Raw genomic sequence first — 24,590 nt, forward strand, 5'->3', positions numbered from 1 at the left:
TCCGGTACGGCCCTCAGACAGCGCTGCGTTCACGCGCCATGCGCGTCCGACGGGTCTCGCGGCGGGGCTTGCGCTCGACGGTTTCAAGGCGCGCGGGTAGCTCGGCCATGACGGCGCGGCGCGTTTCGGGCGTCATCTTGGACCAGGCCCAGACTTCGTCGCGCGTGCGTCCACAGCCGAAACAATAACCGGTGCGGTCATCTAGAGAGCACACCAGGATGCAGGGCGTTTCTATCTTGGTCATCAAGTGGTCCATGGCGGGCATGCATTCCGTCGATGTATACCCTGTGCGGATCACAGATGATGTAGCCCGCGCGTCATTGCAAGCGCTTTCCCGCGACGCCATGGCCTCGGCAGCGTCACCTTGACCGTCATCATGCGATTGTCTTCGTGCGGCGAGGGGGCTATGCCCCAGCCATCGAATTCGAACGGCAGGCTCCACTTCCATGACCAGCGCTCAACCCTTTGATGATTTCCGCAACCTCTTCGCCCACCTGCCCGAAGGGAATGTGGCGCAGGCCGGCAAGGTATGGTCGCTCTTTGCCAAGGCCGACAAGCCGCAGGGCTCGCTCGGGCGGATCGAGGACATTGCCGCCTGGCTGGCGCGCTGGACCGGGCGCGCGCCGCCGCAGGTGCTCAAGCCGCTGGTGGCGATCTTTGCCGGCAACCATGGTGTCGCCGCCCGTGGCGTATCGCCGCGCTCCATGGAGGCGACGGCACAGCGTGTCGAGCTTTGTGCTGCCGGTGGGGCGGCGATCAACCAGATCTGCGTAGCCAGCGACCTCGGGCTCAAGGTCTTCGATCTCGCTCTGCATCTGCCGACTGCCGACATCACCGTCGAACCGGCACTCGACGAGCGCGGCTGTGCTGCAACCATGGCCTTCGGCATGGAGGCCATTGCCGGCGGCAGCGACCTGTTCTGCATCGGAGATCTCGGTGTCGCCAACACCACGGTCGCGGCGGCCCTGTGTGCAGCGCTGTTCGGCGGCAATGGGGCTGATTGGGTCGGGCCGGGCTCCGGCGCGGATGCGGCGATGCAGGCGCGCAAGGCAGATGTCGTCGACCGCGCGCTGGCGCTGCATGGGCCGCATATCAAGGATCCGCTCGAGGCGCTCCGTCGCGTCGGTGGGCGCGAGTTCGCCGCGATTGCCGGCGCGATCCTCGCTGCGCGAATGGAAAAGATCCCGGTGCTGCTCGACGGCTTCGCCACCAGCGCGGCAGCCGCGGTGCTCTATGCGATGGACAAGACCTCGCTCGAGCATTGCATGTTCTCGCATATCTCGAACGAGCCGGGCCACGCTCGCCTTCTCGAAAGGCTTGGCGCGCGGCCGCTATTCGACCTCGGCGTCGGTCATGGCGAAGCAGTGGGGGCCGGGCTTGCCGCAGGCCTGGTCAAGACGGCAGCGCAGATCAGTTCGGGCATGGCCGAAGCTGTCCGCTAACCTTGCGCCGCTAACGGCTGCCGACCGCCACCTTCGGCGTCGGCAGGCCGTCGAGGACGCGCACTGACGGGAAAATGGCGAGGGCCTCGGTGCCTTCGCGCAGCTTCGAACGCAGTTCGAATTCGCCGCCGTGCAGCGCAAGCAGGCCCTGCACGATGGGCAGGCCGAGACCGGTGCCCTGTTCGGCGCTCTTGATGGCGATCGCACCCTGGCCGAAGGCCGACAGGACGACGGGTATCTCTTCGGGCGGAATGCCTGGCCCATTGTCCTTGACGGAGATGTATTGCCCGCCACCGGCGGTCCAGCCCACGCGCACGCGGATTTCGCCTCCGGTGGGCGAGAACTTGATGGCGTTGGACAGGAGATTGAGCGTGACCTGGCGGATGGCGCGCTCGTCGCCGAGCAGGTGCGGAAGCGACGGCTCGAAATCCTGGACGATACGCAGATCCTTGTTGCGCGCCTTCAGCTCCATCATGTGGCAGCAGTCCTCGACGATCGACAGCAGAGCCTGCGGTTCCTCGTTGAGCTGGTAGCGGCCGGCTTCGATGCGCGACAGGTCGAGGATCTCGTTGATGAGATCGAGCAGGTGCTGACCGGAATCGTGGATGTCGCGGGCATATTCGCGATAGGTCGGGCTATTGAGAGGGCCCAGCACCTCACCGGCCATCACTTCGGAGAAGCCGAGAATGGCATTCAGCGGCGTGCGCAACTCATGGCTCATGGTCGCCAGAAAGCGCGATTTGGCCAGATTGGCGTCTTCGGCGCGACGACGCGCCTCGTCGGACATGGATTTGGCCGTCTCCAGCTCGACGATGAGCGCATCCATTTCCGAACGAAATGACATCAGCATCAGCGATGAGCGGTTCTTGAACCGCGCCACATACTCGAAGAAGGGCAGGGCGGCGGCCAGCAGCACCACCAACATGATGCCGACCGGCTGGCCGAGATCGGCACCGTATGCCGTATAGGTCGCGACTGGCACGGCGAAGGTTGTGACCAGCAAGCCCCGCAGCGACGAAGCGACGATGGCTGTAGCGGCCATTGCCACGAGCAGTAGAACCGCTTTGGTGATCGCGAGTTGGCCCGCTTCACAGCCGGTGCAGGACATTGCGGCAAGATATGCCCAGGCTAGGCCCGTGACGAAGTGGCCGACCAGGAAATTGCGGCGCATGGCCGCTGGCGTCATGTCGGGAGGCTCCGCCCCGGCGACCCGGCGCGCGAGGACGGCGAGGCCGACATAGCCCAGCACGGTAAAGAGCGCCCAGGCCAGGATGGCCTCGTCGGCGCCGAGCAAAATGCCAATGCCGGCGAAGATCACGACCAGTAGCGGGATGGTGGCCGAGTTCGTTACAATGGAGCCGGCGTGGAGCTTCAGCAGTTCGCGATCGAACGAAATTCCGCCCGGCTGTTGCGCCAGGCGATCACGGGTCTTGCGCACAGCACGCGCCACATCGCTGTTGCGATGGCGTTTCCTGCGGTCCACAATTATCTTGTCCGCCGTGTTCGAGCGTTGCAACGGCATTTCTATGTTTCGAGATTCGCGCGCACTTGTCTTGTGACTGCACGCTAGGCTGGAATGATTAAGGGATTGTTTGCCATATGAGCCGTTCGTGGCCAGGCAGGCCGCGGCAGCGGTATTTCAGGCGTCCGCGCAGCCGCTGGCGCAAGATTGCCGACTATGGGCTGACGGCGGCGATATTCGGGCTTCTCTTCGTCGTCTCGGCTCGGCTGGATCGGGTCGAGACACGCCAGGCCGAAGGTGTGCCGGTCATAAACGATGGCGATTCCATCACGCTTGGCACCGAGCGCATCCGCCTGCGTGGCATAGATGCGCCCGAATATTCGCAGACCTGCCGCAACGATGGCGAGGCCTATCCCTGTGGCCGGCGCTCCCGTGAGGCGCTGACCAAGCTCGTCGCCGGGCGACAGGTGACATGCACGGGCTGGGAGCGGGACCGGTACGGTCGCCTGCTTGGTGAATGCAGCGCCGGCGGCATCGATCTCAACCGGACGCAGGTCGAGACCGGCTGGGCAGTGGCTTATGGCGACTACGGTGCGGAAGAGGCGGTTGCGCGCCGCGACCGGCTCGGTATCTGGGCCGGCGAGTTCGACAGGCCGCGCGAATGGCGACGGACGCATGGCAATGTGCTGGAGGTCGAGCACGGCGTCTACGGGAGCATAGTCAATTGGCTGCGGGAAATCTTTCGGTTGTCGTAGCTGGAGGCCTATACTTGAATGATCAGACCAAGCTGGGGAGCAGAAATTGAAGCTGTTTGACGGAGGCCGTGCGCCCAATCCGCGACGCGTGCGGGTATTCCTTGCCGAGAAGGGCATCGAGGTGCCGATGGTGCCGGTCGATATGGGCGCGCTCGAACACAAGGCGGGCGAGGTCGCTTCGCGCAACCCGCTACGGCGCCTGCCCGTGCTCGAACTCGACGACGGTACGATCATTACCGAATCCGTCGCCATCTGCCGCTATTTCGAGGAGTTGCATCCTGAGCCGGCGTTGTTCGGCCGCGGGGCGCTGGGCAGGGCGCTCGTCGAAATGTGGCAGCGGCGTATCGAGTTCAACCTGTTCCAGCCGGTGGCCTTCGCCTTCCGCCATATCCATCCCGCCATGAGGGAGTGGGAGGTGCCGCAGGTGCCGGAGTGGGGCGAGGTCAACAAGCCCAAGGCTGTCGAGTTCCTGGCATTGCTCGACAAGGAACTCGCATCGCGGGAATTCGCGGCGGGCGACGAGTTCTCCATCGCCGACATTACCGGCCTGATCGCCATCGACTTCATGAAGCCGGCGCGGATTGCGGTGGCCGACGAGCTTTCCAACGTGTTGCGTTGGTATCGCGCCCTTGCTGCCAGGCCGAGCGCCGGGGCCTGAGAATGTCCGAGGAACTGGACCGGCTCGTCGCGGAGATCAGGGCCTGTCGCATCTGCGTGGAACATCCGGCAGGCAGGCCCCTCCCGCATGAGCCGCGCCCGGTGGTGACGGCCTCTTCGACGGCGCGGATACTCATCGCCGGACAGGCGCCCGGCACCAAGGTGCATCTGAGCGGCGCACCCTTTACCGATGCCTCAGGTGACCGTCTGCGTGACTGGCTGGGGGTATCTTCGGCGACCTTCTACGACCCGGCGAAATTCGCCATCGTGCCGATGGGGTTTTGCTTTCCCGGGCAGGATGCCAAGGGCGGCGACCTGCCGCCGCGGCGCGAATGCGCGCCGGCCTGGCGGGCGCGACTGTTGGCGCTGATGCCGCAGGTCGATCTGGTGCTGGCGGTCGGTCAATATGCCCAGCAATGGCATATGGGCCCTTCACGAGCAGGCACGCTGACCGAAACTGTTGCCGACTGGCGAGCCGTTTGGGACCGCTGCTCGTCGCCGCATGTCCTGCCCTTGCCGCACCCATCGTGGCGCAATACGGGCTGGATCAAGCGGAATCCCTGGTTTGAAACGGAATTGCTGCCTTTTCTGAAGGTAGAAATCCAGCGTCGTCTCCGCTAGGCGAAATGGAAAACAATACCGACGATGCGGGGTGTTCGGAGAATTCCTTTCTTGTATGATGGGTCCAATAACAGGATTATGGCGAACCTTTTCTAACGGAGCCCGCATATGGACCGCCTTGACCGGAAGATTCTTCGCCTCCTCCAGGAGGATGCGACACTGGCAGTCGCCGATGTCGCCAAGAAAGTCGGGCTGTCCACCACGCCGTGCTGGCGCCGTATCCAGAAGCTCGAGGAAGAGGGCGTCATCAGGCGCCGGGTCGCCATCCTTTCCCCGGAAAAGATCAATGCGCGCGTCACCGTCTTCGTCTCGATCCGCACGAACTCGCACAGCCACGAGTGGCTACGCCGCTTTTCCGAGGTCATTCAGGAGTTCCCTGAAGTCATCGAGTTCTACCGCATGAGCGGCGACATCGACTACCTGCTTCGCGTCGTAGTGCCTGACATTGCGGCCTATGATGCCTTCTACAAGCGCCTGATCGCGAAGATCGAGATCCGCGACGTGTCGTCTTCCTTCGCCATGGAGCAGATCAAGTACACGACAGAGATGCCGCTCGATTACATGATCCTCGACAAGGAAAGCGGGGCCAGCGCAGCCTGATTAGCGTCTCTTTGCATTCAGGCGTACGAGAAGCTTTGGGTCGGCAAGTTCGCGCACCGCGTCCTTGCCGATCCATCTTGCAGTCTTGTCCGTGCTGGCTGCCAGTTTCGTCGCGAGATTGAGGGCATGGAGGTGTAGCGCCGTAGACCGCTTGCCCACTTGCCGCAGTGCCCAGTTGATGGCTTTCCTGACGAAATTCCTGTCGTCGGTAGAATGAACCTCGACCAGGGCGAGCCAGCCAACGAAGGTCTCGTGCGGTTCATGTCTCAGGTGCACCGCGGCGGTGGCGATCGCGGCGAAGGCGGCTCGGCGAACGAACTCGCGTTCATCTGCCGCATAGGCCGGGATGATCTCGTGGGCCAATCCTGCCATGCAGAAGAGATGCACGGCGTGATCGACAATCTCCCAACTTTCGAAGTCATCGGCCATGGCGTCGGCGCGGGCACGCGTGATCCTGGCCGGTTCGTCGGTGCCGATAGCAAGAATCCGTGCCTCGCGGATTCCCGTCGACCATAGCAGCAGAGACCTTTCGTGGTCCCATTTCACGGTCTTGGCGATTGGCCCGAGCACCGCGTTCGAGATGCCGAGGGCATTGTCGGTACGGATGCCATATCGGCCCATGCCGGCGCGGTTTTCGTCCGAGGCCAGCGTGCGCAGGTACGCGACGATCTCGTCGGCACTCGACGTTGGCGTGAGGGTCATGCTGGCCGGTGCTACTTTTCGAGCCGGGCGAGCAGCGAGGAGGTGTCCCAGCGCCTGCCGCCCATGGCCTGCACATCCTTGTAGAATTGGTCGACAAGGGCCGTCACCGGCAGCTTGGCGCCGTTGCGGTCGGCTTCCGCCAGGCAGATGCCCAGGTCCTTGCGCATCCAGTCGATGGCGAAGCCGAAATCGTATTTTCCGGCATTCATCGTCTTGTGGCGGTTCTCCATCTGCCAGGAACCGGCTGCACCCTTGGAGATGACCTCGACGACCTTTTCGATGTCGAGACCGGCCTGCTTGCCGAAGTGGATGCCTTCGGCAAGCCCCTGGACCAGGCCGGCAATGCAGATCTGGTTGACCATCTTGGTCAGCTGTCCGGCCCCAGTTGGTCCCATCAGGCCGACCATGCGGGCGAAAGACTCGATCACCGGCCTTGCGCGGTCGAAGACATCCTGCTCGCCGCCGACCATGACGGTCAGCGCGCCGTTCTCGGCACCGGCCTGGCCGCCGGACACCGGCGCGTCGAGGAAGTGGAAGCCGCGGGCCATTGCTTCCGCAGCCAATTCACGAGCCACCTCGGCCGAGGCAGTGGTGTTGTCGATGAAGACCGCCCCCTTTTTCATCGACAGGAAAGCGCCGTGCTCGCCTGTCGTCACGGAGCGCAGGTCGTCGTCATTGCCGACGCAGGCGAAGACGAAATCCTTGTCTTTCGCGGCTTCGGCCGGCGTCGTCGCGTGGGCTCCGCCATGCTGCGCCAGCCATTTCTTGGCCTTCTCTTCGGTCCTGTTGTAGACGGTCACGTCGTGCCCGCCCTTGTTCTTGAGATGTCCGGCCATGGGATAGCCCATGACGCCGAGACCCAGGAACGCGACCGATGCCATGGCAGAACCTTTCAAAATCCGAGTATCCTGGCCTCGTGGTTTATGCCCCGAGGCATTTTCGTCAAGTAGAACGCTTGTTGCGATTGGCGTTCAGCGATGGAGATGACGGGTGATGCGTCTCTCGATCCATTCCACCAGATGGCGCAAGGTTTCGACCAGCGACAGATAGAGCAGAGCCGCCCAGAGATAAGTCTGGAAGTCGAAAGTGCGCGAAAATGCGCGGCGTGTTTCACCCATGAGATCGTAGACTGTGATGATGGCGACGATAGCCGAGCCCTTGATCATCAAGATGATCTCGTTGCCATAGGGACGAAGTGCCACGATCAATGCCTGCGGCAGGATCACCTTGTACATCGTCTGCAGCTTCGACAGTCCGAGTGCGGAGGCTGCCTCCCACTGGCCCTTGCCCACGCTTTCGATAGCGCCGCGCAGGATCTCGGCCTGGTAGGCTGCCGTGTTGAGTGCGAAGGCCAGGATGGCGCAATACCATGCCTCGCGGAAAAAGCCCCAAAGGCCCACCGCTTCGAGTTGCGGCCGGAACGAACCAAAGCCGTAGTAGATCAGGAATGTCTGGGCGAGCAGCGGCGTGCCCCGGAAGAAATAGACATATCCATAGGAGATAGCATTCAGCACGCGGTTCTTCGACATGCGCGCGTAGCAGATCGGCAGCGACAGGATGGCGCCGAGGATGATGGAGATCGCGACCAGCGTCAGCGTCACGCGCAGTCCGGACAGATAGCTTGGCGCGTATTTGGCGAAAAGCTCGGGGTTCCAGGCATCGAACAGGTAGAAGACCAGGCCGAGGCCCAGGGCGATCCACAGGCCGACCAGAATCCATCCGATGATGCGCTTTCTCGGCCAGCCGCGTGGCGGGGCGGGCGGGCGCTGCACTTTCTCAACTGTTTCTGTCGAAGCGTTCACCGCGCGGCCTCCCGCTTGCCGACCCTGCGCTCGATGGCGCGGATGCCGAAGGACGAGATGATGGCGAGAGCCAGATAGATCAGGCAGGCGACGCCGAAGAACAGGAAGGCCTGTTTGGTGACGCGCGAGGCGATGCTCGCCTGCCGCAGAATGTCGGTCAGTCCTATCGCCGATACCAGCGCGGTATCCTTGAGCAGGATGAGCCAGAGATTGGAGAGGCCGGGCAGGGCGATGCGCACGAGCTGCGGCAGGATCACCAGCCGCATGGTCTGGCGCGGCGAAAGCCCGACCGAGTAGCCACCCTCATACTGGCCGCGCGGAATGGCGCGAAAGGCCGAGAGGAACACCTCGCTGGCATAGGAGGAGAAGACCACGCCGAGCGCCACCATGCCGGCGATGAAGCTGTTGATCTCGACCGTCGTATCCGGGCTGACCAGGCGCACGACCTGCTGGATGCCGATCTGTGCGCCATAGAACACCAGGAACAGGGTCAAGAGTTCCGGCAGGCCACGGAAGATGGTTGTGTAGATGTTGCCGGCGAGGCGCATCGAGGGCTCGCTCGACTGCTTGGCAAGCGCCACGAGGAAGCCGATCAGCAATCCCAACGGCAAGGTGACCAAGGCTAGCGAAACGGTCGTGAACACGCCGCGGGCGAGGTCGTCGCCCCAACCGTCCGGTCCGAAACTCAGAAGCGCCCAGATGCTCTGCATCGGTCGGCTGTCCCCTTTTGCCCCCGGTTGCAGGAGGCCGCCCGCCTTTCATGGCGGCTTGTCGTTTTGTCCATGTTAGCCAAACGGCGGGAACTTGTCCCGCCGCCTGTCCAGTTTTTCAGGCCGTGGCAGGCTCAGTCGCCATAGACGTCGAACTTGAAGTACTGGTCGTTGATTTCCTTGTACTTGCCGTTGGCGCGGATCGCGGCAATGGCAGCCGTGAACTGGTCGGCCAGAGCGGTTTCGCCCTTGCGGACGCCAACGCCGGCGCCTTCGCCGTGAATTTCAGGCATGTTCGGAATGGTGCCGACGATCTTGCAGCAAGCGCCATCCGGCGTGTCGAGCCACTGCTGGATGGACACGAGGTCGTCGCTGACGGCGTCGACGCGGCCGTTGGCCATATCCAGCTTGTATTCTTCCGAGCTCGGATAGGACTTGATCTCGCTGTCGGTGAAGACCTTTTCGGCGTAGTTGTAGTGGATGGTCGAGCCCTGGACGCCAATCGTCTTGCCGGCGAGGTCTTCCTTGGTGACACCCTTGATGTCGGTGTCCTTGGCGGCTGCAATCACTGCCGGCGTGTTGATGTACTTCTTGGAGAAGTCGATCTTTTCCTTGCGCTCCGGCGTGATCGACATCTGGGCGATGATGGCGTCGAACTTGCCGGCCTGAAGAGCAGGAATCATGCCGTCCCATTCCTGGGCGACGATCTCGCACTTGACCTTCATCTCCGCGCAAAGGGCGTTGGCGATGTCGACGTCGAAGCCAACGAGCTTGCCGTCGGAGGTGAGGTTGTTAAACGGAGGATATGCGCCTTCGGTGGCGATCTTCAGCGTCTTTTCCTGCGCCTGCGCGGCTCCGATGGTGAGCGCGAGTGCCGCCGATGCGGCCAAGGCGATGCGAGTTGAAATTTTCATAATGCTCCTCTCTATTCGATTCCGGTCAAATATACTCCCACTCGACCGGACGACGGAAGTTTTCCGTTCGTTGGTGGGGATACTCCCACTGTTTTCAGCAAAAAAGCAATCGTGAATCAGGGGTTAGCTGTGAACGTCTCCGCAAGAGCTCGCTGACGTTACGTTAATTTCTGGCAAGGCCGGCGCGTATCTCGATGAAATCTGCGATTGCATCGATGTCATCGATCCCGAATACCGGCAGCGTCTCGCCTTCGACCGGATGATCCGACGCAATGGCAACGATCGCAGGGTCGGTGGCCGTCAGTGGCGAACGGTCCTTCGACTCCAGCCGGCGCGTTTCGATCTTGAGGTGGCGCTCGCGCTTGTAGCCCTCGACCAACACCAGGTCGCACGGTGCTATTCGGGCGAGAACGTCGTCGAGCGAAGGCTCGTTCTCGTTGCGCAACTCGTGCATCAAGGCCCAGCGACGCCCCGAGACGATGGCCACTTCGGTTGCACCGGCTTCGCGGTGACGGAAACTGTCGGCACCTGGCTTGTCGATGTCGAAGTCGTGGTGGGCGTGCTTGATGGTCGATACCCGCCAGCCGCGGGCGACAAGTGCGGAAACCAGCCGTTCGGTCAGCGTCGTCTTGCCGGAATTCTTCCAGCCGGTGATACCGAATACGCGGTGCGTCATCATCAGGCTCCGCTGAGCAGACGTTCCGCCTGTGCAAGATCCTCAGGCGTGTTGATGTTGAAGAACGGATCAACCGTTGCCCGTCCGAGCTGCTCGTTCGGGAAATCCACGGCGTCCATGCCGGTTTGCTCGAGAAAAGTTATCACCCGCCGGATATCGCCGCTTTCCAGGAAAGCCGCAAGCTTGTCGCGCAACTGGACGGGCCACAAGGCAAAGGTCGGATGCAGACGCCCGGCAGAGGCGGCAACGCGAATGCGCGCTGGATCGCCGGCAGTTGCGAGCCGAGCGGCGAGGTCTGGCGGAAAGAATGGCGTATCGCCGGCGACGCTGAGCAGATGAGTAATCTTCGGCTTGACCGTTGCCCATTCGAAGCCGGCGAGAATGCCGGCGAGCGGCCCCTGATAGCCGGCGAGGGTGTCTGCGATGATATCGACGCCAAAGGGTTGAAAGGGTGCAGGGTCGCCATTTGTGTTGATGGCGATTGGCGTTGCCTGCGGCCGAAGGCGGTCGAGCACGCGGCCGATCAGCGGCTGTCCGTGCAGGGGCAGCAGCGCCTTGTCGGTGCCGCCCATCCGGCGGGAGAGTCCACCAGCGAGGATAAGCCCTGCGATCTGGCCGGTCATATGCCGTCCGGTGCCATGGCCGGCCCTGTGCTCTCGGCTGCTGGCCTGGTCTTGCCGACAATGCGTTCGCGATAGAGTGAATAGAGGCCCGATGCGACGATGAGGGTGGCGCCGGCGATCATGGCGCCATCGGGCATGTCATTGAAGACGAGGATACTGAGCGCGATTGCCCAGACCAGCGAGGTGTAGCGGAACGGCGCGATGAACGAGATTTCACCCTCGCGCATCGCATTGATGATGAACTGATAGCCAAAAAGCACGAGCACGGCCGCACCTGCCAGGATAACGACCAGTTCGATCGACATCGGCCTCCAGCCGCCAAAGGGTACGACGGTCACCGCCCCGGTCAAGGTCACCACGATCGCTGTGACCGTCGATACGAACACGGAAGGGACATGGCCGGGGATCTTGCGCGTCGCAAGATCACGGATCGCGCAAAAGCCGACCGAAACCAGCACCAGCACGGAGAAGACGTTGAATCCATCCATCCCGGGCCGGACGATCACCAGCACGCCGCCGAAACCTATCGCGATGGCCAGCCAGCGTCGCCAGCCCACGCCTTCGCCGAGAAACAGTGCAGCCCCGATGGTAACAGCCAGCGGAAGCGCCTGCAGCATGGCCGACACGTTGGCGAGCGGCAGATGGGGCAGGGAGGTCAGGAAAGTCAGGGTTGCGCCGACTTCGCCGAAAAGCCGAAGAAACACCATCGGGTGCAGGTACTGGCGTACTCCCCCGAGCGCGCCCTGGTGCCAGGCGAGAAGGCCGATGAGGGTTGTGGCAAACACGCCGCGCACCAGCATCAACTGCCCTGGATTGATCGATTGAGACGCCAGCTTGCTCAGCGCGTCACTGAAGGTGAATGCGGCCATCGCGATCACCATGAAGACGGCGCCGCGGCTATTCGAGGAAAAAGGCAATTGGGCTTCCCATTGCTGCTGCTGCCTACGGCTTAAGCACGCTCACGCAAAACAGCAATGGCAATCGGATGGGCCAATGGCCGGCGACGGGTCACGGTCCCTTGAGGCTGTTGGCTATCACGCCAACGAGGGGGCGTTTATTGCCTGCGGGCCAGTCAGCCCCCGGTCACGCTCATGTGGCGCGAAACGGCGGGACGATTGGTCCGCCGATCGATGACGAAATCGTGGCCCTTGGGCTTGCGGCCGATCGCCTCGTCGATGGCGTTCGACAAAAGTTCGTTGCCCTCGGAGGCTCGCAACGGCGCCCTGAGGTCGGCATCGTCATTCTGCCCGAGGCACATATAGAGCGTGCCGGTGCAGGTCAGTCGCACCCGATTGCAGCTCTCGCAGAAATTATGCGTCATCGGGGTGATGAAGCCGAGCCGACCGCCGGTTTCCTCGACCTCGACATAGCGCGCCGGACCGCCGGTCTTGAACGGGATGTCGGTCAGGGTGAACTGCCGCTCGAGATCGGCCCTCAACAGCGACAGCGGCAGATACTGGTCGGTGCGGTCGGCATCGATCTCGCCCATCGGCATCGTTTCGATGAGCGTCAGGTCCATGCCGCGGCCATGCGCCCAGCGAAGCATTTCGGGGATTTCCGCGTCGTTGAAGCCCTTCAGCGCAACCGCATTGAGCTTCACATGCAGCCCGGCGGCCTGTGCCGCGTCGATGCCTTCCAGAACCTTGGAAAGCTGTCCCCAGCGCGTGATGGTGTGGAATTTGTCGGCGTCGAGCGTGTCGAGCGAAACGTTGATGCGGCGAACGCCGCAGTCTGCCAGTTCCTGCGCGAAGCGTGAAAGCTGCGAGCCATTTGTGGTCAGCGTCAGTTCGTCCAGCGCGCCGCTTTCGAGGTGGCGCGACAACTGGCGTACCAGATGCATGATGTTCTTGCGCACCAGCGGTTCACCGCCGGTCAGGCGCAGCTTCTTCACCCCCTTGTCGATGAAGACGGTGCAGAGACGGTCGAGTTCCTCGAGCGACAGCAGGTCCTTCTTGGGCAGGAAGGCCATGTCCTCGGCCATGCAGTAGGTGCAGCGGAAATCGCAGCGATCCGTCACAGACACGCGCAGATAGCTGATCGAGCGACCGAAAGGATCGATCATGTCCATGGCCTGCGCTTCCGTTTCCCGTTTGCGCCGTCTCACGCGGCATAGTTCCCATATCGCTATGTCGTGTGTGGCGCACTGTCAATCAAGGGTGGGCTGGGTACTGCGAATGGTGCTTTCCGCGCCTTGCGAAGCGCAGTAGTGAAGGGGGACACGAAACGGCAGGGCATATCATGACGGCACCGAAGGAATTGAGGGTCTCCAAGGATCGCAGGCTGCTGACGGTGACCTTTCCCGACCATCAGCCGTTCGAGCTTCCGGCCGAAATGCTGCGCGTGCTTTCGCCCTCGGCCGAGGTGCAGGGCCATTCGCCCGAGCAACGCGTGACGGTGCCGGGCAAGAAGGATGTGGCGATCCTCAAGATCGAGCCGGTGGGAAACTATGCCGTGCGCATCACATTCGACGATTTCCACGACACCGGCATTTTTACCTGGAATTATCTCCACACGCTCGGCCACGAGAAGGATGCTCGCTGGCAGGGTTATCTGGACGAACTGGCGGCGAAAGGGCTTTCGCGCGACCGTTAGGCGGCTGTCGCCCACCGTGAAAATCGGTCGGCTTGGTAACTGCTCAAGACAAAGTGATTGCCCGCTTGTAACTTAGATCCTGCTTCAGCCGTATACCGGGCATGATGAAACAGAGCCATTTTGCATGACGCCCTGGACCGACCGCGCCGGAAAATTCTCATCCCTCAAGGCAACGGCCTTTGCCGGCACCCTGGTTCCGGCACTGCTGCTTGCCTACTATGCGGTGACCGGGTTCCCGTCGCTGGCGCCTACGGGCGGCCTGCTCGGACCGCGGCCATTCACCGCCGCGATCCATCATACCGGAGATTGGGCGATCCGTTTCCTGTTGCTTACCCTCGCTGTCACGCCTTTGCGGCGCATCGGCCAGTGGCCCAGGCTGATCCTTGTCCGTCGCATGCTCGGCATCGCCGCGTTGGGCTATGCGCTCGGCCATCTGGTGCTCTATTTTTTCGACCAGAACTGGGATCTGTGGCGGGTGGCGAGCGAGATCGCACTGCGGATCTACCTCACCATCGGCTTTGTCGCCTTGCTGGGGCTGCTTTTCCTCGGCGCCACATCGACAGACCAGGCGATCCGAAAGCTTGGCAGCAACTGGAACCGCCTGCACAGGATCGTCTACGGCCTCGGCATAATGGCTGCGCTGCATTTCTTCATGCAGTCCAAGGCCGATGTCTACCAGCCGACGCTGATGGCAGGCTTTTTCATGCTGCTGATGTTCTATCGCATGGGCCATTGGCGCGGCTTCAATCTGACGTCGCCGCTCGTGCTCGTTGCAATCGCCGTTGCGGCGGCACTGGCGACAGTGGCCGTAGAGGCGGCCTGGTACGGCTTGGCGACCGGCGTGCCGCCAAGCCGTGTGCTCGCCGCCAATCTGCAGTTCTCGTACTCGATCCGTCCGGGATGGTGGGTTCTGGCGACAGGTCTTGGGGTTGCGCTGGTCGGTTATGTCCGTTCGATGAGCAAGTCCGCTCCTCAGCGGGGCAGGCGCGCGGCAAGCGCTGCCGCCTGAGCAATGCGATTCTCACTGTTCGTCCGGCGCACAGGAGCGTCGTCTCGCGCCGATATGAAACTGTTCGGCAACAGCTCCAGGGAAATTTATGAAAGCTTAACGTTATCAGTATGAATCGATACGGGCGCGCCTTACATCCGCCATGCGGCGACAGCAAATCTCCAACCGGGCGCGATGGGGATTCCAGGCCACATTTGCGGCAGGGATGGGTACTTGATGACGATGGCATTCCTGAAAAGGTCGATTTCTCTTCCGCTGGCAGCGTTGGCTGCGAGCCTTGCGATGGGCGCGCCTGACGCAGGCGCGCAAAACCTCCTCGATATACTGTTTGGCGGTGGCAACCGCGCCTATCGTCAACCGCGCGGCGAATATCCACCGCCGCCCCAGCCGGAAAGGAAGCGTGCGCCGGTTCAGGCAGCAAAGATCAGCGCGCCATCCTACTACAACTACAAGGCCGACCAGATGGTTTCGGTCGATTTTTCCAAGCTCATCTCCGCCACCCAGTCGGTTTCGCTCGAGCCCAGCCTACCGGGATCGGCCTTTCGCGAGGCGATCGGCGGGCTAGCCGAATTCGAACTCAGTGCCGAGAAGGAAATCGCCAAGGCGCTGGTCGAATATTACTCGGCCAATCCCGATTTCATCTGGGTCAGCGACCACGCCGCCAACAGCCGCGCCGAAGAGGCGATCCGGATTCTGAACGACGCCGCCAGCCATGGCCTGAACCCGGCAGACTATGCGGTTTCTGCACCGACTGCGGGCGCTGGGCCGATCGACGCCGCTGGCGGTCTGCAGGACCTGATGCGCTTCGAGATGGCACTGTCGGCGCGCGCATTGCGCTATGTCCATGACGCCCAGGGCGGTCGGATCGATCCGAACCGCATCTCCGGCTACTATGATTTTGCCGCCAAGCCCCTCGACATGGCCGGCGTGCTCAAGACGCTGAGCCAGGCACAGGACGTGCGTGGACTGCTCGAGGCGTATCATCCCCAAAATCCGGAATACAAGGCGCTGCGCGCCGAACTGGAGACGTTGCGGGCAAGTGAGGAAAACGCGATCGTCGTCGATCCCAAGCTCGTGCTAAAACCCGGCGAAACAAGCCTGGAACTGCCCAAGCTGCTGCATATCATCGCCCGCGATCTCGACGACGAGATGGGCGGACAATTTGGCGAAGTGCTCGCCCGCCTCGTCGATAGTGATGTCTACTTGCCCGAACTGGTGCCGGTCATCGAAGCGGTGCAGAAGCGGGCAGGGCTCAAGGCCGACGGCGTCGTCGGTCCGCGCACGGTGGCAGCGCTCGCTGGCACTTCCAAGGCCGACCGGCTCGACAAGGTTCTGGTGGCGCTCGAACAGTTGCGCTGGCTGCCTTCCGATCTCGGCAGCACGCGCGTCTTCATCAATCAGCCGGCTTTCACCGCGACCTACATCGAAGACGGTGCTGAGAAGCTGAACATGAAGACGGTGATCGGCAAGACCGCCAACCAGACCAGCTTCTTCCAGGACGAGATCGAGCAGGTCGACTACAATCCTTACTGGGGCGTGCCGCAGTCGATCATCGTCAACGAAATGCTGCCGCGCTTGCGCCAGGATCCGAGCTATCTCGACCGTGCGGGCTATGAGGTCACCGATTCGAGCGGCCAGCGCGTCCCGTCCTCGGCGATCGACTGGGGCCAGTATGGCGGCAAGGTGCCGTTCAACGTGCGCCAGGCGCCGAGCGAGGCCAATGCGCTTGGCGAACTCAAGATCCTGTTCCCTAACAAGCACGCCATCTACATGCACGACACGCCACAGAAGGCGCTGTTCAATCGTGACAACCGCGCGTTCAGCCATGGCTGCATCCGCCTGTCGGATCCGCGCGGCATGGCGGCAGCCGTGCTCGGCACCAGCGTCGATCATGTCGCCGCCAAGCTCAAGCAGGGCCACTCCTTCGAGAAGGTGAACCGCAAGATTCCGGTCTACGTCGCCTACTTCACCGCCTGGCCCGATCTCGACGGCAAGGTCGAGTATTTTGGCGACGTCTACGATCGCGACGCCAAGCTCAAGGAGGCGGTGGCGAAGACCGAGGCGGCGCGGGCGCCGAGCATCTGATTGCTTCGCGCCCGACGTAGGCGCGATCAGGGGCCCGTGGCCGCGTCCGGCGAGGCCGGCTTTTCCTGCGTGCGCAGCTTGGCCATCACGCCTGCCAGTCGCTCCGGATAGTCTGGCGGGAAGGTCCAGTACTCGGCGCCAGACGGGGCCTTGCCGTCGTCAAGCCCGCGCTGGTCAGGCGGTAGGTGGAACAGAAGCGTGATCAGCACGTCGCTGCTCACCCATGGATCGTCGTACCAGAAGGTGTGCGACCGCTGCGACAGGCCTGGAATGTTTTCCGGACGTACCCTCAGCAATTCGAGACCGTAGGCTTGCGTTGCGCCGAGCAGCCACTCCGTGGCCTCGGGCGTGAGTTCCCTCATGTCCGGCCGTCCCGCCCGCGAGGCGCGATTGACCACCTGCGAGAGCCGGAGCGCACTGTCGTTGAGGTTGACCGAGACCGTCACCCGCTCGGCCTTGTCGGCATATGCGCGCATGTCATCGACGAAGCTGCGGAAATCGGCGTCGGGAGCGGCGTGGTAGACCTCGCCGAGGCGCGGCGAAACCGCCCCTGGCATGGATGCATCATTGCCGACGAGTGCAAGCGCGTCGCTGCCGACGGTGCCGCCGGCGCTGTAGGTGAACACGTTGACGTTCCTGGCGTCGGTATTTTCCGCCAGCAGTTCGACCAGCTTGGCGAGGTGCGGGGCCGCACCGAACGCGGTCACCATGTCGCGCGAATAGCGCAGGAAGTTCTCGGCGGTCGGCCAGGCGAACAGGACGACGACCGAATTGCGCCCGGTGAAATGATGGAGCTGGGCTGCCTGGCCGGCGGCGCGCTCGACTGTGGTGTTGGCGCCGTGGACATAGACGGTGACGTCTTTGTCGCGGCTGTTTTCAAGCGCCTTATTGATCTCGGCGAACCAGGCTTTTGCCTCCGGAGACAGCTCCTCGTCGTGGGTCACCGAGGCCTGTTCGCTCATGTTTTCGAGATGAAGGAACGGGCGCCGATCTTCGCTCGCGCGGGTGGACCATTCGTAGATCCGCTCCCAGGTCGTAGCCTCGTCTCCAATCCGGACGGTCGCCACGCCAAGATGAAGGTCGCGGCCCGGCACCACCGCGTAGAGGCGGTTGTCGCGCGGCCCGATTGGCAGGCGGTTCGTCGCATAAAACAGCGGAATGCGCGGATCGGGCGTCAATGACGGATTGGCGGAAAAGGCGTTCGATTCTCCGTCGAGGAACACCGCCGGAGCAGGCATCAGCCGCATGGGCGGCTGATGGAACGAGATGGCGACGGTGATGCCGGCAACGAGCAGGAGGAAGATGATGATGTATCGGCGCATGGTCTATCCTGTGGTCCCCAGCTGCTCAGTTGCCGACGAAGCGGCGGAACAGTTCGTGCAGCGTCAACTCGTGATCAAAATGTCCCTTGCGGAGGAAGTTCAACGTCTGAGCGATCACGAGCGGGTTGTTCATCATGAAGGTATGGGTCGTGGCGATGACGATGTGATCGCTCATGCCCTCGAGCTTGGTGCTTTCCACCGACACCTTGCCGTCGTTCGGCCCCCTGAACATCGAGGACAGGATCGGATTGACGCTCCTGTCGCCTGCGATGATGCCGAGTTCGAACGTGGCCGGGCCAAGCCTGTTGGGAATGCTGTCGGCGCCCGTTCCGAGCTGGATGCCCGCCGGGCCGTTGATCATTTCGAATGCCCTCAGATGTCCGAACGTATCGACGATTTCCGAGCCGTGGTTGGGCGGTCCAAGCATGACGCTGCGGCCGAGATTGGCCGGCCGGTGGTCCAGAAGCCAGGCGCGCAACAGGATACCGCCCATGGAGTGGGTAACGAAATGGACCTTGTCGACCTTGCCGCATTGGGCGACCGAGGCGTCGACATGGGCGAGCAGCTCTTCGATAGGTGCGTTCATCGACGGATAAGTGTCGTTGACGACCTTGAAGTCGAAGCTCTCAAGCGTCTCCTCCATCAGCAGGAACGACGAGTCCGTTCGGCCGAGGCCGTGCAGAAGCACGACGCATTGCTGCGCAAACGCAGCCGATGAAAACAGTGAGAACAGCAATGCAATGAGAATACGCATGGGAAAAACTAGTCCGGATTGATCGATTGCCTCAAGGCGGGGGCTGGTGATTGAATCATCGACTGCGTCCGGCAATCAGGGCGCCGCCGATGATGCGCGCCGGCAGGTAGACGACGAGCGCGGCAGCACCTTCGACCGCCGAGCCGCCGTCGGCCAGAACCGTCTCGGTGGCGCTGCCTTCATCGCTGTCGATGAAGCGGCGCATGAGAAGACCGTTGCCGAAAAGGCCGATCAGTGTCGGGGAGCTGGCAAAGACGGCATGGTTTCCGCCATCGAGTTCCGAGGCATCGAGAACGGTGATGCCTTTCTTCTGGAGAAGAGCGATGTCGGAGCCGCTGCCGACGCGCGGGTGGCCACCGGCAATACGTCTCGAAATGCTCAGTGCCCGGTCCCGACGCGAGACGACGATTGCGAAGGGTTGGGGCAATTCGCCGATGTCCCTGACCTGGCTCTGGAATGCATCGACGTCAATGTCGGGTGCTGCGAGCACGACGCCGCCCAGCCGCTTGAGATATCGGCCGCGACCTGTCTGTGCCAGTTCGCGCAGCGCTTCCATGACGACATAAGCCCCCATCGAATGGCCGACCAGAATAATCCTACTGGCCTTGGTCTGGCCAGCGATCTCTATGGTGTCGGCAAGGCCGCCGCGCCCCACAACCGTACTGTCCCGGTCATAGACATAAAGCGGCAAAGCTCCACCTGACGGCCAGGCATAGTGCAGGGAGACGGCCTGCACGTTGAAGTCCTGCGCGATCTGCGCGGCGCGGAAGACGCTGTCGGCAATATTGTTGTTGTAGCCGTGGACAAAGATGAAGATCTCGCGGCTGGCGGGCGGACGCTGCATGAGCGCCGCGTCGAGCTGCGCCACGAACTGCTTTCGGTCGTCGATCGGGCGATAGGTCCGGGCGGTGAAATGCCGTGCTGGATCAGGGGTATGGCCGGTCTTTTCCACCTCGCCGGGAACGTGGTTGCGCGGAATGCCAATGTCGAACTCGGCGAAATTGAGCATTTGCGACCGTTCCGCCGAATAGGGCCGTGACAGGTCGTCGGAACGGGCGCGCGTGGTCGCCATAAAAATCGGGACGGCTGTCGCGGGTTCGCCCCGTCTGGCCGAATCCAGCCCCATCACCGCCCTGGGGCCGCCGCAGCCGGTCAACAGCATCAGGGCTGCAAGTAAGGCCAGACGCTGCTTGACTGCCATGCTCCATCTCGAATTCGTCGCGAGTGTCTGGAGCAAAGAGCAGCAAATCTTCGTGACAGCAACAGCCGAAATGCGTTCATGAGCTCGAAATTGTCCATTCTTTTGCACGTGCTGAATACTAAATGGGACGTCAGGCAAAACTCTGGGATTCTTTGCCAATCACACCATGGCAAACCAGGGGCTAGATTGATGTCCGGCCCCTGGCGCATGTGCTTTGGTGTCAATCTACTGGGCACCATCAGGGCGGCGATTTCGATGGACTCAACACCTGTACAGAAATTCTCCGTTTGGACGCTGATGGCGATGGTCGTCGGCTCGATGGTCGGCGCCGGCATCTTTTCCTTGCCGCAGGCCTTCGGCCGGGCTACCGGCCCGTTCGGCGCGTTGATCGCCTGGTCGATCGCCGGCGTCGGCATGCTGATGCTGGCCTTCGTGTTCCAGACCCTGTCGCGGCGCAGGCCCGACCTTGATGCCGGCATCTACGCCTACGCCAAGGCAGGCTTTGGAAATTACCTCGGCTTCCTGTCCGCCCTCGGCTACTGGTCGGCGGCCTGCCTCGGCAACGTTTCCTATTTCGTGCTGATAAAATCGACGCTCGGACTGTTCTTCCCGGTTTTTGGTGACGGCAATACGGTGATAGCCGTCGTCGTTTCCTCGATGCTGCTGTGGACCGTCCATTCGCTGATCCTGCGGGGCGTCAAGGAGGCGGCGGCGATTAACACGATCGTGACATTCGCCAAGATCATCCCGATCTTCCTCTTCATCGTGTTCGTGGCTGTGGGCTTCCAGGCGGATGTGTTTGCCGCCAATTTCTGGGGCGGCGAGCAGGTCAGCGTCAGCAGCATGGCCAGCCAGGTGCGCGCCACGATGCTGGTCACCGTCTTTGTCTTCGTTGGCATCGAAGGGGCGAGTGTCTATTCTCGGTATGCGCGCAATCGATCCGACGTCGGCGTGGCCACGCTGCTCGGCTTTCTGGGCGTGCTTTGCCTGCTCGTCCTGGTGACGATTCTTTCCTATGGCATCCTTCTCAGGCCCGACCTTGCAGCATTGCGGAATCCGTCGATGGCCGGCGTACTCGAGGCGGTGGTGGGGCCCTGGGGCGCGAAGTTCGTCAGCCTCGGACTGCTGATATCGGTTGCCGGAGCGTATCTTTCTTGGGTGCTGCTGGCGGCCGAAATTCTCTTTTCCGCGTCCCGGCACGACACCATGCCGCGCTTCCTTTCGCATGAGAACCGCAACGGCGTTCCTTCCAATGCCCTGTGGCTAACGAACATCATTGTCCAGACGTTCCTCATCCTGACGCTGTTTGCGCAGTATGCATTCAGGTTCGCTCTCGAACTCACGAGTTCGATGATCCTCATCCCGTATCTGCTGGTCGCCGCCTATGGCTTAAAGCTCGCCTGGACCGGCGAGACCTACGATCGCGATCCCGAAGGCCACCGTGGCGACCTGGTGCGGGCGGCGATTGCCGTTGTCTATGCCGCGGGCCTGATCTACGCGGCTGGCGCCAAGCATCTGCTCCTGTCTGCGGTCATCTACGGACCCGGCACCATCCTGTTCTTCATGGCGCGGCTGGAACAGGGCAGGCGCGTGTTCACGGCCGCCGAGAAGGTCATGTTTGCGGTTGCAGCACTTGGCGCGGCGACTGCGATCTATGCCATCGCGACGGGGTTGATCTCCGTCTAGCGCCCAACGACGCCGGGCTGTCGTCGACATCGTTCCTATATGCGGGCGGTTCAATCTGGGGCGATTGGCCCCGTGAGGACAATCTTCCAGCAAGGGTTGACGCAAAAACATTGGGACGCACGGCCTAGTCGTGGGATTCCATGCTGATCACAGCCGCACCTGAACCACCCTATAATTCTTCCAAGAAGCGAAATGCACACGCCGACGGCGGATCCAAGTTCGGGCGGTGCAGAAGGGGGTTGGATGGCTACCGGTAATGCTCAGAAGCTGTCGCTGTTTGCACTCACGTCCATGGTCGTGGGGTCCATGGTCGGCGCTGGCATATTCAACCTGCCCGGACGTTTCGGCGCAGCGACAGGTCCGTTCGGCGCCATCATCGCCTGGGCGATCGCCGGAACCGGCATGTATATGCTGGCACGCGTGTTTCAGGCACTGGCCGAAAAGAAGCCGGATATCGACTCCGGTGTCTTCGCCTATGCCAAGGCGGGCTTCGGCAACTACATGGGGTTCCTGTCCGCCTTCGGCTATTGGCTCGGCAGTTGCCTCGGCAACGTCTTCTACTGGGTTCTGATCGGTTCGACCCTTGGGCGTTTCTTCCCCGGCATCTTCGGCGATGGCAGCAGCGCGACCGCAATCATCGTGTCGCTGATCGGCATCTGGGCCTTCCATTTCCTCATCTTGCGCGGCGTCGAGCAAGCCGCATTCATCAACACCGCCGTCACGATCGCCAAGATCGTGCCAATCCTGGTGTTCATTCTCGTGCTGGTCTTCGCCTTTAATTATTCCCAGTTCTCCGAGAATTTCTTCGGCGGCGCCGACATGCCGGCCAAGTCTCTGGTCGCGCAGGTGCGTGACACAATGCTCATCACCGTGTTTGTCTTCCTCGGCATCGAGGGCGCGAGCGTCTACTCGCGCTTCGCCAAGGAACGCTCCGACGTCGGCAAGGCAACCATCCTGGGTTTCGTCGGCGTAACCGGCCTGATGGTGGCAGTGACTATGCTGCCCTACGCAGCAATGCCGCAATCGGCGATCGCGGCCGTCCAGCAGCCTTCGATGGCAAGCGTTCTCGAGGCCGTTGTCGGTCACTGGGGGGCCGTCTTCATCTCCATCGGTGTGCTGGTATCGGTGCTGGGCGCTTATCTCGCCTGGTCGCTGATTTGTGCGGAGGTGCTCTTTGCTGCGGCCAAGTCCAACGACATGCCGAAGCTCTTCGCCGCGCAGAACGGCAATCGCGTGCCCGCCAATGCCTTGTGGCTGACCAACATCGTGGTGTCGCTGTTCGTGATCTCCACCTACTGGTCCCGCGACGCCTTCAACTTCATGCTCGACATGACGAGCGTCACCGCGCTGCTGCCATATCTGCTGGTTGCCGGCTACGGAATTCTGATCGCGCGCAGCGGTGAAGGTTATGAAACGACCCCCGGCGACCGTGGCCGTGATCAGGTCATTGCCTGGATCGCGGCGATCTACACGATCTTCATGTTCGTCGCCGCCGGTCTGAAATACGTGCTGCTCGTCGCTGTGCTCTTCGTGCCGGGCACTATTCTCTACTTCTGGGCACGTCGCGAACAGAAACTGCAGTTGTTCACCCCAACCGAACTCATCGTCTTCGCCGTCACCCTGATCGCCGGACTTGTCGGTTTCTACGGTCTGGTGACCGGGATCATCACACCCTGAACATAAAGGCAGAAACGTCATGACAAACGACACTCCCTACGGCGTTCATTCCGAGGTCGGCCAGCTTCGTAAGGTCATGGTCTGCGCGCCAGGCCGAGCCCATCAGCGCCTGACGCCGAGCAATTGCGACGATCTGTTGTTCGATGACGTACTTTGGGTCGACAACGCCAAGCGCGACCATTTCGACTTCATGACCAAGATGCGCGACCGCGGCATCGAGGTCGTGGAGATGCACAACCTGCTCGCCGAAACGGTTGCCAATCCCGAGGCCAAGGCCTGGATTCTCGACAACCAAGTGGTGCCCGACCAGGTCGGTCTCGGCCTCGTCGATGAGGTCCGCAGCTATCTCGAGGGCCTGTCCAACCGCGAGCTCGCCGAAACGCTGATCGGTGGCCTGTCGACGCATGAGTTCCCCGAGACGCATGGCGGCGAGATGCTGCAACTCGTGCGCGATGCGGCAGGGGTGAACGAGTACCTGCTGCCACCGCTGCCCAACACGCTCTATACCCGCGACACCACTTGCTGGATCTATGGCGGCGTCACCCTGAATCCACTCTACTGGCCGGCCCGCCACGAAGAGACGATCCTCACCACCGCCATCTACAAGTTCCACCCCGACTTCGTCGGCAAGGTCAACGTCTGGTACGGCGACCCGCTCAAGGATCATGGCCTCGCCACGCTCGAAGGCGGCGACGTCATGCCCATCGGCAAGGGCAATGTGCTGATCGGCATGAGCGAGCGCACCTCGCGCCAGGCGATCAGCCAGCTCGCGGCCAACCTTTTCGAGAAGGGCGCGGCCGAACGCGTCATCGTTGCGGCCATGCCGAAGCTGCGCGCGGCGATGCACCTCGATACGGTGTTCACCTTCGCCGACCGCGACTGCGTGCTGCTCTATCCCGACATCGTCAACAACATCCAGGCCTTCTCCTATCGTCCTGATGGCAAGGGCGGCGTGGAACTCCACAAGGACAAGGGATCGTTCGTGGAGACCGTGCGGGATTCGCTCGGCCTGAAGAAGATGCGCGTCGTCGAGACCGGCGGCAACGCCTACATGCGCGAGCGGACGCAGTGGGACAGCGGCGCCAACCTGGTCTGCGCTTCGCCCGGCGTGGTCTTCGCCTATGATCGCAATACCTACACCAACACCTTGCTGCGCAAGGAAGGCATCGAGGTCATCACGATCACTGGTGCAGAACTCGGGCGTGGACGAGGCGGCGGTCATTGCATGACCTGCCCGATCATCCGCGATGCGGTCGACTACTGACCAGCTGGATTACGAGATCGCTGGAGCCAGCGTGCG

At 62.2% G+C, this 24,590-nt stretch carries 25 protein-coding genes; 11 read left to right on the plus strand and 14 right to left on the minus strand.

The window, feature by feature from the left end; genetic code table 11:
• Positions 1 to 13 precede the first annotated feature (13 nt).
• Complete coding sequence (locus ABSY17_RS11790) at positions 14 to 244, minus strand: DUF1289 domain-containing protein (protein WP_378950565.1); 231 nt, start codon at positions 242 to 244, stop codon at positions 14 to 16.
• A 202-nt stretch (positions 245 to 446) separates the two neighbouring features.
• On the opposite strand from ABSY17_RS11790, the gene ABSY17_RS11795 reads away from it, so the two are divergent.
• Complete coding sequence (locus ABSY17_RS11795) at positions 447 to 1,442, plus strand: nicotinate-nucleotide--dimethylbenzimidazole phosphoribosyltransferase (RefSeq protein WP_378950568.1); 996 nt, start codon at positions 447 to 449, stop codon at positions 1,440 to 1,442.
• A gap of 10 nt (positions 1,443 to 1,452) precedes the next feature.
• On the opposite strand, the gene ABSY17_RS11800 is transcribed toward ABSY17_RS11795, so the two are convergent.
• Entirely contained in the window at positions 1,453 to 2,964 is a 1,512-nt protein-coding gene (locus tag ABSY17_RS11800; RefSeq protein WP_378950570.1) for a sensor histidine kinase, read from the minus strand.
• Between the two features lie 77 nt (positions 2,965 to 3,041).
• Here ABSY17_RS11800 and ABSY17_RS11805 point away from each other — a divergent pair, with 77 nt between their 5' ends.
• The 4 genes from ABSY17_RS11805 to ABSY17_RS11820 all read left to right on the plus strand — a co-directional run bounded on the left by ABSY17_RS11805 (position 3,042) and on the right by ABSY17_RS11820 (position 5,537).
• On the plus strand, positions 3,042 to 3,659 hold the full coding sequence (locus tag ABSY17_RS11805; RefSeq protein WP_378950573.1) for a thermonuclease family protein: 618 nt from the start codon (positions 3,042 to 3,044) through the stop codon (positions 3,657 to 3,659).
• A gap of 46 nt (positions 3,660 to 3,705) precedes the next feature.
• Positions 3,706 to 4,317 carry a glutathione S-transferase gene (locus ABSY17_RS11810; RefSeq protein WP_378950576.1) on the plus strand — a complete coding sequence of 204 codons (612 nt, stop codon included), beginning with the start codon at positions 3,706 to 3,708 and terminating at the stop codon, positions 4,315 to 4,317.
• A 2-nt stretch (positions 4,318 to 4,319) separates the two neighbouring features.
• Positions 4,320 to 4,937: a uracil-DNA glycosylase family protein gene (locus ABSY17_RS11815; protein ID WP_378950579.1), complete on the plus strand. Its 618-nt coding sequence runs from the start codon at positions 4,320 to 4,322 to the stop codon at positions 4,935 to 4,937.
• Positions 4,938 to 5,045: 108 nt separating this feature from the next.
• Positions 5,046 to 5,537: an Lrp/AsnC family transcriptional regulator gene (locus tag ABSY17_RS11820; RefSeq protein WP_378950582.1), complete on the plus strand. Its 492-nt coding sequence runs from the start codon at positions 5,046 to 5,048 to the stop codon at positions 5,535 to 5,537.
• Here the strand turns inward: ABSY17_RS11820 and ABSY17_RS11825 are convergent, their stop codons facing one another.
• The 9 genes from ABSY17_RS11825 to moaA all read right to left on the minus strand — a co-directional run bounded on the left by ABSY17_RS11825 (position 5,538) and on the right by moaA (position 13,032).
• On the minus strand, positions 5,538 to 6,239 hold the full coding sequence (locus tag ABSY17_RS11825) for a DNA alkylation repair protein (protein WP_378950585.1): 702 nt from the start codon (positions 6,237 to 6,239) through the stop codon (positions 5,538 to 5,540).
• Positions 6,240 to 6,250: 11 nt separating this feature from the next.
• Positions 6,251 to 7,120, minus strand: a complete 870-nt coding sequence (locus ABSY17_RS11830; RefSeq protein WP_378950587.1) for an NAD(P)-dependent oxidoreductase — start codon at positions 7,118 to 7,120, stop codon at positions 6,251 to 6,253.
• Between the two features lie 90 nt (positions 7,121 to 7,210).
• A complete protein-coding gene (locus tag ABSY17_RS11835) occupies positions 7,211 to 8,041 on the minus strand; it encodes an ABC transporter permease (RefSeq protein ID WP_378950590.1) in 831 nt (276 codons plus the stop codon).
• A complete protein-coding gene (locus ABSY17_RS11840; RefSeq protein ID WP_378950593.1) occupies positions 8,038 to 8,751 on the minus strand; it encodes an ABC transporter permease in 714 nt (237 codons plus the stop codon). The genes ABSY17_RS11835 and ABSY17_RS11840 overlap by 4 nt, the downstream gene beginning before the upstream one ends.
• 134 nt (positions 8,752 to 8,885) lie before the next feature.
• A complete protein-coding gene (locus ABSY17_RS11845) occupies positions 8,886 to 9,665 on the minus strand; it encodes an ABC transporter substrate-binding protein (RefSeq protein ID WP_378950596.1) in 780 nt (259 codons plus the stop codon).
• 163 nt (positions 9,666 to 9,828) lie between these two features.
• Entirely contained in the window at positions 9,829 to 10,341 is a 513-nt protein-coding gene (mobB, locus tag ABSY17_RS11850) for a molybdopterin-guanine dinucleotide biosynthesis protein B (RefSeq protein WP_378950599.1), read from the minus strand.
• A 2-nt stretch (positions 10,342 to 10,343) separates the two neighbouring features.
• Positions 10,344 to 10,964, minus strand: coding sequence for a molybdenum cofactor guanylyltransferase MobA (gene mobA, locus ABSY17_RS11855; protein ID WP_378950601.1), 621 nt, complete (start codon positions 10,962 to 10,964; stop codon positions 10,344 to 10,346).
• Positions 10,961 to 11,881: a DMT family transporter gene (locus ABSY17_RS11860; protein ID WP_378950604.1), complete on the minus strand. Its 921-nt coding sequence runs from the start codon at positions 11,879 to 11,881 to the stop codon at positions 10,961 to 10,963. Before ABSY17_RS11860 ends, mobA begins: the two co-directional genes overlap by 4 nt.
• 155 nt (positions 11,882 to 12,036) lie before the next feature.
• Entirely contained in the window at positions 12,037 to 13,032 is a 996-nt protein-coding gene (gene moaA / locus ABSY17_RS11865; protein ID WP_378950607.1) for a GTP 3',8-cyclase MoaA, read from the minus strand.
• Positions 13,033 to 13,202: 170 nt separating this feature from the next.
• On the opposite strand from moaA, the gene ABSY17_RS11870 reads away from it, so the two are divergent.
• From ABSY17_RS11870 to ABSY17_RS11880, 3 genes are all read left to right on the plus strand, one after another.
• Positions 13,203 to 13,556, plus strand: coding sequence for a gamma-butyrobetaine hydroxylase-like domain-containing protein (locus ABSY17_RS11870; protein WP_378950610.1), 354 nt, complete (start codon positions 13,203 to 13,205; stop codon positions 13,554 to 13,556).
• Positions 13,557 to 13,680: 124 nt separating this feature from the next.
• Positions 13,681 to 14,565 (plus strand): sulfite oxidase heme-binding subunit YedZ, encoded by an 885-nt coding sequence (locus ABSY17_RS11875; protein WP_378950612.1) that lies wholly within the window; start codon positions 13,681 to 13,683, stop codon positions 14,563 to 14,565.
• A gap of 222 nt (positions 14,566 to 14,787) precedes the next feature.
• Positions 14,788 to 16,650: a murein L,D-transpeptidase gene (locus ABSY17_RS11880; protein ID WP_378952619.1), complete on the plus strand. Its 1,863-nt coding sequence runs from the start codon at positions 14,788 to 14,790 to the stop codon at positions 16,648 to 16,650.
• Between the two features lie 26 nt (positions 16,651 to 16,676).
• Here the strand turns inward: ABSY17_RS11880 and ABSY17_RS11885 are convergent, their stop codons facing one another.
• Genes ABSY17_RS11885 through ABSY17_RS11895 form a run of 3 tightly spaced genes read right to left on the minus strand, consistent with a single transcriptional unit; the run spans position 16,677 to position 19,927 of the window.
• Positions 16,677 to 17,972: an alpha/beta hydrolase gene (locus tag ABSY17_RS11885; protein ID WP_378950614.1), complete on the minus strand. Its 1,296-nt coding sequence runs from the start codon at positions 17,970 to 17,972 to the stop codon at positions 16,677 to 16,679.
• 25 nt (positions 17,973 to 17,997) lie between these two features.
• Entirely contained in the window at positions 17,998 to 18,726 is a 729-nt protein-coding gene (locus ABSY17_RS11890; RefSeq protein WP_378950617.1) for an esterase/lipase family protein, read from the minus strand.
• A 55-nt stretch (positions 18,727 to 18,781) separates the two neighbouring features.
• Positions 18,782 to 19,927 (minus strand): alpha/beta hydrolase, encoded by a 1,146-nt coding sequence (locus ABSY17_RS11895; protein ID WP_378950620.1) that lies wholly within the window; start codon positions 19,925 to 19,927, stop codon positions 18,782 to 18,784.
• Positions 19,928 to 20,182: 255 nt separating this feature from the next.
• Between ABSY17_RS11895 and ABSY17_RS11900 the strand changes: the two genes are divergently transcribed.
• The 3 genes from ABSY17_RS11900 (at position 20,183) to arcA (ending at position 24,554) form a co-directional block, all read left to right on the plus strand.
• Positions 20,183 to 21,613 carry a basic amino acid/polyamine antiporter gene (locus ABSY17_RS11900; protein ID WP_378952622.1) on the plus strand — a complete coding sequence of 477 codons (1,431 nt, stop codon included), beginning with the start codon at positions 20,183 to 20,185 and terminating at the stop codon, positions 21,611 to 21,613.
• Between the two features lie 243 nt (positions 21,614 to 21,856).
• Positions 21,857 to 23,290 (plus strand): basic amino acid/polyamine antiporter, encoded by a 1,434-nt coding sequence (locus ABSY17_RS11905; protein ID WP_378950623.1) that lies wholly within the window; start codon positions 21,857 to 21,859, stop codon positions 23,288 to 23,290.
• A gap of 19 nt (positions 23,291 to 23,309) precedes the next feature.
• Positions 23,310 to 24,554, plus strand: a complete 1,245-nt coding sequence (gene arcA / locus ABSY17_RS11910) for an arginine deiminase (protein ID WP_378950626.1) — start codon at positions 23,310 to 23,312, stop codon at positions 24,552 to 24,554.
• Positions 24,555 to 24,590 lie beyond the last annotated feature (36 nt).

It is taken from the genome of Mesorhizobium sp. ANAO-SY3R2 (assembly GCF_042466635.1).
Taxonomy (GTDB): Bacteria; Pseudomonadota; Alphaproteobacteria; order Rhizobiales; family Rhizobiaceae; genus Aminobacter.

Excerpts from the sequence above, each read along its gene's own strand:
- ABSY17_RS11790 (WP_378950565.1), bottom strand. The coding sequence starts at position 244 with ATGACCAAGATAGAAACGCCCTGCATCCTGGTGTGCTCTCTAGATGAC.
- ABSY17_RS11795 (WP_378950568.1), top strand. The coding sequence starts at position 447 with ATGACCAGCGCTCAACCCTTTGATGATTTCCGCAACCTCTTCGCCCAC.
- ABSY17_RS11800 (WP_378950570.1), bottom strand. The coding sequence starts at position 2,964 with ATGCCGTTGCAACGCTCGAACACGGCGGACAAGATAATTGTGGACCGC.
- ABSY17_RS11805 (WP_378950573.1), top strand. The coding sequence starts at position 3,042 with ATGAGCCGTTCGTGGCCAGGCAGGCCGCGGCAGCGGTATTTCAGGCGT.
- ABSY17_RS11815 (WP_378950579.1), top strand. The coding sequence starts at position 4,320 with ATGTCCGAGGAACTGGACCGGCTCGTCGCGGAGATCAGGGCCTGTCGC.
- ABSY17_RS11820 (WP_378950582.1), top strand. The coding sequence starts at position 5,046 with ATGGACCGCCTTGACCGGAAGATTCTTCGCCTCCTCCAGGAGGATGCG.
- ABSY17_RS11825 (WP_378950585.1), bottom strand. The coding sequence starts at position 6,239 with ATGACCCTCACGCCAACGTCGAGTGCCGACGAGATCGTCGCGTACCTG.
- ABSY17_RS11830 (WP_378950587.1), bottom strand. The coding sequence starts at position 7,120 with ATGGCATCGGTCGCGTTCCTGGGTCTCGGCGTCATGGGCTATCCCATG.
- ABSY17_RS11840 (WP_378950593.1), bottom strand. The coding sequence starts at position 8,751 with ATGCAGAGCATCTGGGCGCTTCTGAGTTTCGGACCGGACGGTTGGGGC.
- ABSY17_RS11845 (WP_378950596.1), bottom strand. The coding sequence starts at position 9,665 with ATGAAAATTTCAACTCGCATCGCCTTGGCCGCATCGGCGGCACTCGCG.
- mobB (WP_378950599.1), bottom strand. The coding sequence starts at position 10,341 with ATGACGCACCGCGTATTCGGTATCACCGGCTGGAAGAATTCCGGCAAG.
- mobA (WP_378950601.1), bottom strand. The coding sequence starts at position 10,964 with ATGACCGGCCAGATCGCAGGGCTTATCCTCGCTGGTGGACTCTCCCGC.
- moaA (WP_378950607.1), bottom strand. The coding sequence starts at position 13,032 with ATGGACATGATCGATCCTTTCGGTCGCTCGATCAGCTATCTGCGCGTG.
- ABSY17_RS11870 (WP_378950610.1), top strand. The coding sequence starts at position 13,203 with ATGACGGCACCGAAGGAATTGAGGGTCTCCAAGGATCGCAGGCTGCTG.
- ABSY17_RS11875 (WP_378950612.1), top strand. The coding sequence starts at position 13,681 with ATGACGCCCTGGACCGACCGCGCCGGAAAATTCTCATCCCTCAAGGCA.
- ABSY17_RS11880 (WP_378952619.1), top strand. The coding sequence starts at position 14,788 with ATGGCATTCCTGAAAAGGTCGATTTCTCTTCCGCTGGCAGCGTTGGCT.
- ABSY17_RS11885 (WP_378950614.1), bottom strand. The coding sequence starts at position 17,972 with ATGCGCCGATACATCATCATCTTCCTCCTGCTCGTTGCCGGCATCACC.
- ABSY17_RS11890 (WP_378950617.1), bottom strand. The coding sequence starts at position 18,726 with ATGCGTATTCTCATTGCATTGCTGTTCTCACTGTTTTCATCGGCTGCG.
- ABSY17_RS11895 (WP_378950620.1), bottom strand. The coding sequence starts at position 19,927 with ATGGCAGTCAAGCAGCGTCTGGCCTTACTTGCAGCCCTGATGCTGTTG.
- ABSY17_RS11900 (WP_378952622.1), top strand. The coding sequence starts at position 20,183 with ATGGACTCAACACCTGTACAGAAATTCTCCGTTTGGACGCTGATGGCG.
- ABSY17_RS11905 (WP_378950623.1), top strand. The coding sequence starts at position 21,857 with ATGGCTACCGGTAATGCTCAGAAGCTGTCGCTGTTTGCACTCACGTCC.
- arcA (WP_378950626.1), top strand. The coding sequence starts at position 23,310 with ATGACAAACGACACTCCCTACGGCGTTCATTCCGAGGTCGGCCAGCTT.